This is a genomic window from Pseudomonas sp. S30, assembly GCF_016518545.1.
Taxonomy (GTDB): Bacteria; Pseudomonadota; Gammaproteobacteria; order Pseudomonadales; family Pseudomonadaceae; genus Aquipseudomonas.
On sequence record NZ_JACVTO010000014.1, the window covers coordinates 98,326 to 110,478 of the forward strand.

Annotated in this window: 10 protein-coding genes; 5 read left to right on the forward strand and 5 right to left on the reverse strand. The window is 66.1% G+C overall.

Annotation, left to right across the window (positions count from 1 at the left end; genetic code table 11):
- Positions 1-11 precede the first annotated feature (11 nt).
- The 4 genes from aceF (at position 12) to IAE34_RS16440 (ending at position 6,089) form a co-directional block, all read left to right on the forward strand.
- A complete protein-coding gene (gene aceF / locus IAE34_RS16425) occupies positions 12-1,667 on the forward strand; it encodes a dihydrolipoyllysine-residue acetyltransferase (RefSeq protein WP_200140014.1) in 1,656 nt (551 codons plus the stop codon).
- Between the two features lie 314 nt (positions 1,668-1,981).
- Positions 1,982-4,672 carry a putative bifunctional diguanylate cyclase/phosphodiesterase gene (locus IAE34_RS16430; RefSeq protein WP_200140015.1) on the forward strand — a complete coding sequence of 897 codons (2,691 nt, stop codon included), beginning with the start codon at positions 1,982-1,984 and terminating at the stop codon, positions 4,670-4,672.
- 127 nt (positions 4,673-4,799) lie between these two features.
- Positions 4,800-5,465: a peptide-methionine (S)-S-oxide reductase MsrA gene (msrA, locus tag IAE34_RS16435; protein ID WP_200140016.1), complete on the forward strand. Its 666-nt coding sequence runs from the start codon at positions 4,800-4,802 to the stop codon at positions 5,463-5,465.
- A 9-nt stretch (positions 5,466-5,474) separates the two neighbouring features.
- Positions 5,475-6,089 (forward strand): glutathione S-transferase, encoded by a 615-nt coding sequence (locus tag IAE34_RS16440; RefSeq protein WP_200140067.1) that lies wholly within the window; start codon positions 5,475-5,477, stop codon positions 6,087-6,089.
- 120 nt (positions 6,090-6,209) lie between these two features.
- On the opposite strand, the gene creD is transcribed toward IAE34_RS16440, so the two are convergent.
- The 4 genes from creD to rloA2 all read right to left on the reverse strand — a co-directional run bounded on the left by creD (position 6,210) and on the right by rloA2 (position 10,379).
- Positions 6,210-7,538, reverse strand: coding sequence for a cell envelope integrity protein CreD (gene creD / locus IAE34_RS16445; RefSeq protein ID WP_200140017.1), 1,329 nt, complete (start codon positions 7,536-7,538; stop codon positions 6,210-6,212).
- Positions 7,539-7,652: 114 nt separating this feature from the next.
- The gene (gene creC / locus IAE34_RS16450; RefSeq protein WP_200140018.1) at positions 7,653-9,086 is read right to left on the reverse strand and encodes a two-component system sensor histidine kinase CreC; all 1,434 of its coding nucleotides are present in this window, start codon (positions 9,084-9,086) and stop codon (positions 7,653-7,655) included.
- Positions 9,086-9,766, reverse strand: coding sequence for a two-component system response regulator CreB (gene creB, locus IAE34_RS16455; RefSeq protein WP_200140019.1), 681 nt, complete (start codon positions 9,764-9,766; stop codon positions 9,086-9,088). The genes creC and creB overlap by 1 nt, the downstream gene beginning before the upstream one ends.
- A 109-nt stretch (positions 9,767-9,875) precedes the next feature.
- Complete coding sequence (gene rloA2 / locus IAE34_RS16460) at positions 9,876-10,379, reverse strand: retropepsin-like aspartic peptidase RloA2 (protein ID WP_200140020.1); 504 nt, start codon at positions 10,377-10,379, stop codon at positions 9,876-9,878.
- Between the two features lie 188 nt (positions 10,380-10,567).
- On the opposite strand from rloA2, the gene IAE34_RS16465 reads away from it, so the two are divergent.
- On the forward strand, positions 10,568-11,455 hold the full coding sequence (locus IAE34_RS16465) for an acyltransferase (protein ID WP_200140021.1): 888 nt from the start codon (positions 10,568-10,570) through the stop codon (positions 11,453-11,455).
- A 29-nt stretch (positions 11,456-11,484) separates the two neighbouring features.
- On the opposite strand, the gene IAE34_RS16470 is transcribed toward IAE34_RS16465, so the two are convergent.
- Positions 11,485-12,048, reverse strand: a complete 564-nt coding sequence (locus tag IAE34_RS16470; protein ID WP_200140022.1) for a DUF2780 domain-containing protein — start codon at positions 12,046-12,048, stop codon at positions 11,485-11,487.
- Positions 12,049-12,153 lie beyond the last annotated feature (105 nt).

A 12,153-nucleotide genomic window follows, 5' to 3' on the forward strand; every position in this document is an offset into this window, starting at 1 on the left:
AGTATTTTTAAGTGAGCGAACTCATTCGCGTACCTGACATCGGCAGCGGTGAAGGTGAAATCATCGAGCTGTTCGTCAAGGTCGGCGACCGTATCGAGGCCGACCAGAGCCTGCTGACCCTGGAGTCGGACAAGGCCTCCATGGAGATCCCGGCGCCCAAGGCCGGTGTCGTCAAGGAGCTGAAGGTCAAGCTGGGCGACCGCCTCAAGGAAGGCGACGAGCTGCTGGTCCTGGAAGCCGAGGGCGCCGCTGCGGCGCCTGAAGCGGCCGCCGAGGAGAAACCGGCGCCAGCGCCTGCCGCGGCCGCCGAGCAGCCCGCCGAACAGGCAGCGCCCGCGCCGGCTGCAGCGCCCGCCGCTGCCAGCGTGCAGGACATCCACGTGCCGGACATCGGTTCGTCCGGCAAGGCCAAGATCATCGAAGTGCTGGTCAAGGCCGGCGATACGGTCGAAGCCGACCAGTCGCTGATCACCCTGGAGTCGGACAAGGCCTCCATGGAGATCCCATCCCCGGCGGCGGGCGTGATCAAGGAAGTGATCTGCAAGCTGGACGACGAAGTCGGCACCGGCGACCTGATCTTCAAGCTGGAAGTCGCCGGAGCAGCCCCTGCCGCTGCGCCAGCGCCCGCTGCCCAGGCTCCGGCGGCTGCCAAGGCCGATGCCGCGCCAGCCGCAGCACCTGCGCCAGCACCAGCCCCTGCCCAGGCCACCGCGCCAGCCGCGGCCACGGCCCCGGCTGCCGGCAGCAATGCCAAGGTCCACGCCGGCCCTGCCGTGCGTCAGTTGGCGCGGGAATTCGGCGTGGATCTGGGTGCGGTCAGCGCGACCGGCCCGCACGGCCGTATCCTCAAGGAAGACGTGCAGGTCTACGTCAAGGCCATGATGCAGAAGGCCAAGGAAGCGCCTGCCGCTGGCGGCGCGACCGGTGGCGCGGGTATTCCGCCGATTCCGGCCGTGGACTTCAGCAAGTTCGGTGAAGTCGAGGAAGTGGCCCTCACCCGCCTGATGCAGGTCGGTGCCGCCAACCTGCACCGCAGCTGGCTGAACGTGCCGCACGTGACCCAGTTCGACTCGGCCGACATCACCGAGCTGGAAGCCTTCCGCGTGGCGCAGAAAGCCGTGGCCGAGAAGGCTGGCGTCAAGCTGACCGTCCTGCCGCTGCTGCTCAAGGCCTGTGCGCACCTGCTCAAGGAACTGCCGGACTTCAACAGTTCGCTGGCGCCGAGCGGCAAGGCGATCATCCGCAAGAAGTACGTCAACGTCGGTTTCGCCGTCGACACCCCGGATGGCCTGCTGGTCCCTGTGATCAAGAACGTCGACCAGAAGAGCTTGCTGCAACTGGCAGGCGAAGCGGCGGCCCTGGCCGAGAAGGCGCGCACCAAGAAGCTGTCGGCCGACGACATGCAAGGCGCCTGCTTCACCATTTCCAGCCTTGGCCACATTGGCGGCACCGGCTTCACGCCGATCGTCAACGCGCCGGAAGTGGCGATTCTCGGCGTCTCCAAGGCGACCATGCAGCCGGTGTGGGACGGCAAGGCCTTCCAGCCCAAGCTGATGCTGCCGCTGTCGCTGTCCTACGATCACCGGGTGATCAACGGTGCGGCCGCCGCTCGCTTCACCAAGCGCCTGAGCGACCTGCTGGCGGATATCCGCACCCTGCTGCTGTAACGCGGCACCCGCCTCCCCCCGGGGAGGCGGACATCGATTTCGAGCTGCCACGCTCGTACCTCAACCCCGCCCCTGGCGGGGCTTTTTTTGCGTGCGATCGCCAGAACGATGGACCACGGCGGGGCTGGATCGCATCGCCGTTGAACCCCTGAGCCTGCCGGGGGACTACAGAATCGGACAGCGCCGCCGAAAACCTGACAAGCACCGCCGTATGGCCGCTTGCCAGCCCACCGGACATGGTGCACCCTTGCCCAATGCGTCCACCGCCGCTGTGCGGCCTACCGCGCCAACCGCCTTGTTCAAGCGAGTTCTCGATGAATAGCCAACCCGATGTCGCCAGCAGTGTGGCGGCCGAGGTCGTGACGCAGCTCCCCGTGCCTTCGCGGCTCGGCATGCTGCGTTTCGAGCGGCTGAACGAAGCGAGCTGGGCGATGCTGTTCCTCGATCCGGCCTGCGACCGACAGTTCGGCTTGCCGGCCGTCGAGCTCTGCGCGCTGGTAGGCTCGCCGTACGCCAGCCTGATGGAGCCCGAAGCGCGCTACCAGTTGCACGACGACATCCAGCAGCAGTTGGCCCGCCGCAAGCACTACCGGGTACGCTACACCCTGCACGGCGCCCACGGTCCGTTGCGCATCCTGGAAACCGGTGAGGCCTACGCGCAGCATCACCGCCAGCTGTTGCGCGGCTACCTGACGGTGCTGGACGACCAGACGGACTTCAGCCGCCAGGACACCAACGCCCTGGAGTCGCGCAACAGTCATCTGCAACTGGCCCTGCAACTCAACCAGCACGCGCAGCAGGAGCAACTCGAACACCTCGAACGCGTGCGTGCCCAGCAGGACCTGATCCTGCGCCTGGCGCGCCAGCGCTACAGCGCCAGCAACTCGCTGCTCGAGGCCGCCGAGCTGATCACCCGCAGCGCCTGCGAGATCTATGGCCTGGACTGCGCGAGCATCTGGTACCTCAACGAGCAACGCCTGGAGCCGATCGCCGCCTGGTATCGATCCGAACAGCGCCACCGCCTGCCGCAACCGATCGATGCCGGCCAGTATCCCGATTATCTCGAGGCGCTGCACACCAGCCGCGCCATCGACGCCCATAACGCCAGCCACGACCCGCGCACCCGCGACCTGGTGCAGGACCTGTCGAGCACCAGCGACAACGCCAGGCTCGATGCCGGTATCCGTGTCGATGGCCAGGTGGTGGGCGTGCTGTGCCTGGAGCAGACCGCAGATCCCCGCGCCTGGCAGTCCGACGAAATCGCCTTCGCCGGCGAGCTGGCCGACCAGTTCGCCCAGGTCATCACCAACCACAACCGGCGCACCGCCACCAGCGCCCTGCACCTGTTCCAGCGCGCGGTGGAGCAGAGCGCCAGCGCGTTTCTGCTGGTCAACCGCGACGGCGTGGTGGAGTACGTCAACCCCAGCTTCACCGCCATCACCCAGTACAGCACCGAGGAAGTCCAGGGTCACCACCTGGCCGAACTGCCGGCGCTGGAGAACCTCAGCCAGCTGATCTTCGACCCTCCCTCGAGCCTGGCCGTGGGCAACAGCTGGCAAGGCGAGTTCAAGAGCCGGCGCAAGAGCCTGGAGCCCTACTGGGGCCAGCTGTCGATTTCCAGGGTATATGGGGACAACCGCGAACTGACCCACTACATCGGCATCTACGAAGACATCACCCAGAACAAACTCGCCCAGCAGCGTATCGAGCGCCTGGCCTACACCGACAACCTGACCAGCCTGGGCAACCGTCCCGCCTTCATCCGCAGCCTCGACGAGCGCTTCGCCCGTGACGGCGGCATTCCCATCTGCCTGCTGCTGGTGGACATCGACAACTTCAAGCGCATCAACGACAGCCTTGGCCACCAGACCGGCGACAAGCTGCTCATCAGCCTGGCCCGGCGCCTGCGCAACAGCCTGAACAGCAGCGGCAGCCTGGCGCGTTTCGCCAGCAACGAGTTCGCCGTGCTGCTCGATGGCACCAGCCTGGAAGACGGCCAGGCCATCGCCCAGCAACTGCTGCGTACCCTCGACAAGCCCATGTTCGTCGACAACCAGCTGATCAACGTCACCGCCTCGGTGGGCCTGGCGTGCGCGCCGCTGCACGGCGCCGACCCGCAGACGCTGATGAAGAACGCAGGCCTGGCGCTGCACAAGGCCAAGGCCAACGGCAAGCACCAGGTGCAGGTCTTCACCGAGGTGCTCAATGCCGAGGCCAGCTACAAGCTGTTCGTGGAGAACAACCTGCGCCGGGCGCTGACCCAGAACGAGCTGGAAGTGTTCTACCAGCCCAAGCTGTGCCTGCGCAGTGGCCGCCTGCTGGGACTCGAGGCGCTGCTGCGCTGGAACCACCCCGAGCGCGGCATGATCCGTCCCGACCAGTTCATCAGTGTGGCCGAGGAAACCGGCCTGATCATTCCCATTGGCAAGTGGGTGGTGCGCCAGGCGTGTCGCATGAGTCAGGAACTGCACGAGGCGGGCATGGGCAACCTGCACGTGGCCATCAACCTGTCGCCCAAGCAGTTCTCCGACCCTGAACTGGTCAGCTCCATCGGCACCATCGTCAAGGAAGAGGCGCTGCCCCCGCACCTGCTGGAGCTGGAGCTGACCGAGGGCCTGCTGCTCGAAGCCACCGAAGACACCCGCCGGCAACTGGACGAACTCAAGCAACTGGGCCTGACCCTGGCCATGGACGATTTCGGCACCGGCTATTCGTCGCTGAGCTACCTGAAGAAATTTCCCATCGACATCATCAAGATCGATCGCAGCTTCATCAGCGAAATTCCCGCCAACCAGGATGACATGGAGATCACCTCGGCGGTGGTGGCCATGGCCCACAACCTCAAGCTCAAGGTGGTCGCCGAAGGCATCGAGACCTCCGAGCAACTGGCCTTCCTGCGCCGCCACCGCTGCGATGTCGGCCAGGGCTACCTGTTCGACCGGCCGATCCCTGGCCGCGAGCTGGTCGACAAGCTCAAACGCTATCCACGAGGCCCGGTGGCCTGACAGGCGCACCATCCTCGGGCACTATAGAACGCATCCGGCCCTGATCGCCGCCAGCCCGCCCTTGCCGGAGCGGATTCAGGCACGATCGGCCCCCCGTACTCTCCCGTTGCCACACAGAGGAATGATCATGGTCCTGCGCTCGGAAATCCTGGTGAACAAAAACGTCCTGCCCACTGCCGAACAAGCCCTGCCGGGCCGCGAAACGCCGATGGCGCTGCCCGAATTCCACTACGTGTTCGAGGGCACCCCGCTGCTCGGTCCGTTCTTCGAGGACGTGGACTTCGCGATCTTCGGCCTGGGCTGCTTCTGGGGCGCCGAACGGCGCTTCTGGCAGCGCGAGGGCGTGGTCAGCACGGTGGTCGGCTACGCCGGCGGCTACACGCCGAACCCGACCTACGAAGAAGTCTGCTCGGGCCTGACCGGCCACACCGAGGTGGTGCTGGTGGTGTTCGACAAGGCCAAGGTCAGCTACCGCGAGCTGCTGGCGATGTTCTGGGAACTGCACAACCCCACCCAGGGCATGCGCCAGGGCAACGATGTGGGGACGCAGTACCGCTCGGCCATCTACTGCACCAGCCCCGAGCAGCTGGAACAGGCCGAGGCGAGCAAGGCCGCCTTCCAGGCCGAGCTGAACAAGGCCGGGTTCGGTGCCATCACCACGGAAATCGCCCAGGCGCCGACCGTGTACTTTGCCGAGGCCTACCACCAGCAGTACCTGGCCAAGAATCCCGAGGGCTACTGCGGCATCGGCGGCACCGGCGTGTGCCTGCCGCCCAGCCTGCAGGGCAACTGAGCCATGGGCATGGTGCTGTTCCATTCCCCCCTGTCACCCTTCGTGCGCAAGGTGATGCTGGTGCTGCACGAAACCGATCAACTCCAGCGGGTCACGCTGCATCCGGTCAACATCAGCCCGGTCAGCGGTGATCCGCACCTGGCCCAGGACAACCCGATCGGCAAGATCCCGGCCCTGCGCCTGGTCGATGGTACGGTGCTGCATGACAGCCGGGTGATCTGCGAATACCTCGACACCCAGCATGTCGGCCCTCCGCTGATTCCACGCGAGGGCTCGGCGCGCTGGCGGCGGCTGACCCTGGCCTCGCAGGTCGATGCCATTCTCGATGCGGCGGTGTCCAGCCGCTACGAGAGCTTCCTGCGCCCGGCCGACAAGCGCTGGGATGGCTGGTTGCAGGCGCAGGCGCAGAAGATCCGCAGCAGCCTGGCGAACCTGGAGCAGCAGCACCTGGCGGAAATCGCCTCGGGCTTCGACATCGTCGCCATCGGCGTGGCCTGCGCCCTCGGCTACCTGGACCTGCGCCAGCCGGACTTCGGCTGGCGTGAGCAGCAGCCGGGGCTGGCGGCGTGGTATGCGCAAATCAGCCAGCGGCCCTCGATGCGCGCGACCGAACCGGTGGCCTGATTCGCCCAGGCCGGCGCTGCCGGTGAGAGCGGCCTTAACCGCGGTGGTCGCCCCTGGTGTTCACCGCGAACAAGCGCTCCAGCCGCTGCGCCAGCCAGCGTCCGATCGCACGGTCCTCCCTCATGCGCCCCTCCCCACCCGCGACCAGTCCAGCCGCCGGGTCAGTACCATGAACACGCCCAGCAAGCCGAAGCACAGCAGCGAGCCCATCAGCAGCGCATAGTCCTCGGCACTCAGCAGCCCGTAGAGCAGCCCGTACAGGGCGGCCAATCCCGCCGCGAAGCCGATGCCACGCCCAGGACTGTGCAGCACGTGGCAGAGGTAGAAACCGATCAGCAGCACACAGGCGGCCGCCGATATCCCATACGCCAGGGCGAAGCCCAGGTGCTCGGAGAGCGACAGCAACAGCAGGTAGAACAACGCCAGGGCGACACCGACCAGCACGTACTGCACCGGGTGTACGCTGAGGTTCTTGAGCACCTCGAAGAGGAAGAAACCAGCGAAGGTCAGGGCGATGAACAGCAGCGCATACTTGATCGCCCGCTCGCTCTTGAGGTACTGGTCCACCGGGTCGATGAAGCTCACGCCGAAGCTGCGCGAGGTGAAGTCGGCGCAGCGCTCGGTGTCGGCGCACTGGCGCAGCGCATCCTCGAGGTTGGTGGCGAAGAACGAGGTCTGCCAGCCTGCGGTGAAGCCCTGGGCATCGATGTCACGGCTGGCCGGCAGGTAGTTGCCGACGAAGCTGGGATGCGGCCAGTTGGCCTGCATCCGAACCCGCGTACTGCGCCCTACCGGCAGCACATTGAACTGCCCCGTGCCCTGCAGGGCCAGGTCGAAAGCGTAGTCGAACTCGTGCGCCTGCCGATCGTCGAGACTGGGCAGGGGCACGTGCACGCCGCCGCTCATCCAGGGCAGGCCCGTGCCGGCTTCGAAGGGCAGGCGTCGCTCGCCGATGCTCAGCTCGGCGGCATGCTCGATGCCGCGGATATCGCTCACGCCCACCGCCAGAAATGGTGTATCGAAGCGGTAGTCGGCGTAGTCCTTGTCCACGCCCCAATGCTCGGGCACCTTGAAGCGGCCGGCCAGGTGGTTCTTCGCATGGAACAGGCGCGCCTGATAAATGCCGCGGGCACGGGTCTCGGTGTCCACGGCGCTGCGCACTTCGAGGGTTTCGGGAAGAAAATACAGGTGGCCGGCGATGCTGCGGGTTTCCTCCATCATCTGGCCGTCCTTCTCGATCCAGCGCCGTTGCAGCTTGTGGTAGGGCACCACCAGCAGCGGGCCGCTGATCTGCTGGTCGAAGCTCGAGCTCTGGGCGATGTCCTGCAGCACGCTGTCGCGCAGGACCTGCCGATCGCGGATCAGGCCGCCGATCATCAGCAGGGGAATCAGCAACAGCAGCATCAGCAGGGCGATCAGGCCGAGCTTGAAACTCAAGGTCTTGGTCATGGGGCGAAGCTCCGGATGGGATGCCCGAAGGTTGCGCCTGCTTCATGGAGCCTGTGTGGAGCCTGCATGGAGTGTGTGTGCAGAAGATGGGCGCGAGTCGGCGCCAGGTCCGGGTCAGCCAATCCGTCGCAACGGCAGCCACAGGCGCACGCATACGCCGCCTGGAACATTGTCCACGGCCAAGTGGCCACCGTGCAGCTGCATCACCTCGGCGACGAAATTCAGTCCCAGGCCCGTGCTCTTGCGCCCGGTGCCGGGCCGAGGCAGCGAATAGAACCGCTCGCTGACCCGCTCCAGGGCGTACTCGGGGATCGGCTCGCCCTGGTTGAACAGGCTCAGCGCGACCTGTTTGCCCGCGGGCTCCAGGGCGAACACCAGTTCACCGCCGTGGGGCGTGAAGTCCAGTGCGTTGTCCAGCAGGTTGGCCAGGGCCTGACGCAACAGGAAGGCATCGCCCAGCAGCCGGACGCTCTCGGCAACCCGCACCCTGACCTGCACGCCGGCCGCCTCGATCCGCACCACCTGGGCGTGCAGCAGCTCGTCGATCAACTGCGCCAGCGGCACCGGCTGCTCGTCCTCCAGCGCCTGCATCTGTTCCACGCGCGCCAGGTCCAGCAGCCGCTCGATCATCTGCTGCAACCGCTGGCTCTCGCGTTCGATATTGCCAGCGAAGCGCGCACGCTGCTCTTCGGCCATGGGCGCCTGCAACAGCTCGCTGGCACCGCGGATGGCCGCCAGCGGGCTTTTCAGTTCGTGGGTGAGGGTATGCACGTAGCGCTCGACGTAGGCCTTGCCCTCCAGCTGCGTGCGCATGCGTTCCACCGCCGAAGCCAGTTGCAGCAGCTCACCGCCCTTGTAGTACGGCAACGCGGCTCGCTCGCCCTCGCTCACCGCCTGGGCGTAGCGGGTGAGCCGGCGCAGCGCGCGCGTCAGCCACCAGGACAGACCTGCCCCCACCAGCAGGCCCAGCACGATCAGGCCCAGGCCGAGGGTCAGCAGGCGCCGTTCGGAATGGTCGATGTAGGGTTGCAGCGAGCTGTTGGGCTTGGCCACGGTGACCACGCCGATGATCTGGCCCTCGTCCAGGATCGGCGCGGCCACGTGCATCACCGAGGTGCTCTCGTCATTCGGATCGCTGCGGGTTGAGCGGGCGCCGTACTGGCCGCGCAGGGTCAGGTAGACGTCGTTCCAGCGCGAGTAGTCCTGGCCCAGCGCCTGGCCGCTGGAGTCGAGCAGCACGATGCCATGGGCATCGGTGACGTAGATGCGATGGCTGACCTGGTTCTTCGCCAGCCCCCAGATATCGGCACCGGGACGCCGCCGACCGTAAGCCTGCAACACCTGGGGCAGGCGGCTTTGCCCGAGGGTGCCGGCCTTGACGTCGTCGTGCACGATCTCCGCCAGCAGGTTGGCGGTGTCCACCAGGGTTTCCTCGGACGACTGCCGCACCACGGGGCGGATCTGTTCGCGCACGGTGGCGAGCAGGAAGTAGCCTGCCAGGCCGACGAACAGGAAATACACCAGGAAAATGCGGATGCCCAGGCGCATCAGGCGTGGTCCGGGCTGTAGCTGTAGCCCAGCCCGCGGTGGGTCTGGATCGGCTCGGCGTCGGCGGCGACCTGCCGCAGCTTGGCGCGCAAGCTCTTGATGTGGCTGTCGATGGTGCGTTCGTAACCCACATCCGAGGCCACGCCCAGGCCGTCGAGCAGCTGCTCGCGGCTGAACACGCGCCGCGGCTGCTCGATCAGGCACTGCAGCAGCCTGAACTCGTGGCGGGTCAGGGCCAGAGCCTGGCCATGGTAGAGAATGCGCATGGCCAGGGTATCCACCTCGAACACCGGCGTGGCGTCGGCCGGCTCGCTGCGCGGAGCCATGCGCTTGAGGATCGCCCGCACTCGCGCACTCACTTCACGCGGACTGAAGGGCTTGACCACGTAGTCGTCCGCGCCGATCTCCAGGCCCACCACCCGGTCGATCTCGCTGTCGCGGGCGCTGAGGAACAGCACCGGCACCTCGCTGAAGCGGCGCAATTGGCGGCAGGTCTCGAAACCGCTGATGTCGGGCAGGCCGATGTCCAGAATCACCAGGTCGGCAGGCCGCTGGCGCAGGTGCTCCAGCGCCTGGCCACCGAGGTTCACCCAGGTGGTGCTGTGCCCGTCGGCCTGCAAGGCATACACGAGCGTGTCGGCAATGGCGGATTCGTCTTCGACGATGAGGATGTGGGGCATGGTGGCGTCTCAAGCGGCAAGCTGCGAGCTTCGGAACAGCGCTCGGAGGTGAGCCTATACCGATCCGCTCGTTCTTGCAGCTTGCAACTTGGTGCCTGGCGCTGCTGAGTCAGCAGCTGGGCTTGTCGGCGGTGTAGCGGCGCGCAGGGTTCACCGCAGCCTTGAACTCGCGCAGGGCCTTGGCGCCGATCAGCAGCGGGTAGTTGAAATTGCTGCGGTCGGTGAGATTGACCTCGACCGTGCGCTTGACGTCGCCCAGGCACAGTTCCAGGTCCACCACCGGGCGGCGGGCCGCTTCGGCCGGCTCGTCCTCGTCTTCGTCATCGCCGCTGCGTGCCTTGATCTTGCTGATGCGCGAGACCTGGTGCTCGTAGACCTTGCCGTCGGCGTCCTTGGTCGCCAGGCGGAACCGCACCCAGTCCTCGCCGTCACGCTTGAACAGCTCGATGTCCTTGGCCGAGAGCGAGGCGGTGAGTGCGCCGGTGTCCATCTTGGCCTTGAGGGTCTGGCCGATCTCGGGAAGCTTGATGTACTCGTAGCGGCCATAAAGCGTCGGCTCGGCAGCCATGGCCGGCAATGCGAGCGCAGAAAGAAGGGCGAGCAGAGATTTCACGGGGCGCGGTTCCTTGAGCTGAAACAGTGTTAGGGCACGCTTGCAGCGAAGAAGTTGCGAGCGCCGGGGCAGCCTAACCCACACAATGTGAAACATTTGTCCGCTCCACCGGGCAGCGGGCATTTGGCGTAAGCCTTTGGCCTGCTTATCATTGCCAACCAGAAATTTCAGACAACAAGAGTCTTTCTATGCGTCGCCTGCTGACCGGCATTCTCACCACGACCCTGCTGCTGCTCAACACCCTGGTGTTGATCTGCCCGCTGCTGGTCTTCGCCCTGCTCAAGCTGGTACTGCCCGGTCGTGGCCGCGACCAGGCCTCCAGGGCGGTGATGTGGGTGGCCGAGACCTGGTCGGAAATCGACAAGGCCATCTTCGCCCTGTGCATCCCGACCCAGTGGGACATTCGCGGCGTCGACACGCTGGACCCGCAGACGTCCTACCTGTGCATCAGCAATCACCAGAGCTGGGTGGACATCCCGGCGCTGATCGAGAGCCTCAACCGCCGCGTGCCCTTCTTCAAGTTCTTCCTGAAGAAGGAGTTGATCTGGGTACCCTTGCTGGGCCTGGCCTGGTGGGGGTTGGACTACCCCTTCATGAAGCGCTATAGCAAGGCCTTCCTCGACAAGCACCCCGAGCTCAAGGGCAAGGACCTGGAGATCACCAAGGCGGCCTGCGAGCTGTTCAAGCGCCAGCCGGTGACCGTGGTCAACTACCTGGAGGGCACCCGCTTCACCGAAGTCAAGCGCGCGCAGCAGCAGTCGCCCTACCGCCACCTGCTCAAGCCGAAGGCTGGCGGCGTGGCCTTCGTGCTCGCCGCCCTGGGCGAACAGCTCGATGCCCTGCTGGACGTCACCATCGTCTACCCCGGTAACCGGGCGCCCGGCTTCTGGGCGCTGCTCGACGGCAGCATCGAACGGGTGATCATCGATATCCAGGTACGCGAACTGGATCCGGCGCTGTGCGAAGGGGACTACGAGGGCGACCCGGTGTTCCGGCAGAAGATTCAGGCCTGGGTGAACCAGCTCTGGGAGGACAAGGACCAGCGCATCGAGCAGCTACGCGCCGAGCTGCGCTGATTTGCACCTGTGGACCACCACCGCAGCCCTCACACCGACGGCACCGAGCTTGCCGGGGTGCCCCACAGGCTGCCCAGGTTCTGCAGCAATGAGCCGGCCACGCCCTGCTGGCCCAGGTACTGCAGAATCAGCGGGGCGAACTGGCCGATCATTCCGGTATCCATGCCGAGGGCCTTGAAGGCGCTGTTCAGGTCATTGCGATTCTTCACCTCGCCCAGGGCGCTGCTCAGCGCCGACTGGTGCCGGCCGTCCTTGCCCAGCAGTTGATCCAGCCCCTGCAAGCCACCCAGCGCCGACGCGCCGGTGAGCTGATCCAGACCGGGCACGGCCTGGGCCAGTTGGCTGTAATCAGCCTTGCTCAGGTTGTTGCGCGCCAGGCCCAGCATCGCGCCTGCGCCGCCGACGGCCTGTTCGGGCGAGACATTCAACTCGCGGCCCAGCTCACCGAGCAGGTTGCCCTGGTTCGCCTGAGCCTGGGTTTTCTGACTGGGGCCCTGCATGGCCGAGACGGCATCGGCCGCATCGCTCCAGTTGAAGGCGAACGCAGGGTTCGCCAGCAGGATCAGCAGGCTGGCCAGGGTGACGGTTTTCATCGGAGCTACCTCGTGGGCCGGGATGGCCAGGGAAACGAGGCGTTGGACTGGAGGGAGGGGGCTTTGTTCCGGGAGGGTCGAGCCGCTGATGGGCGGTCAGTGCCC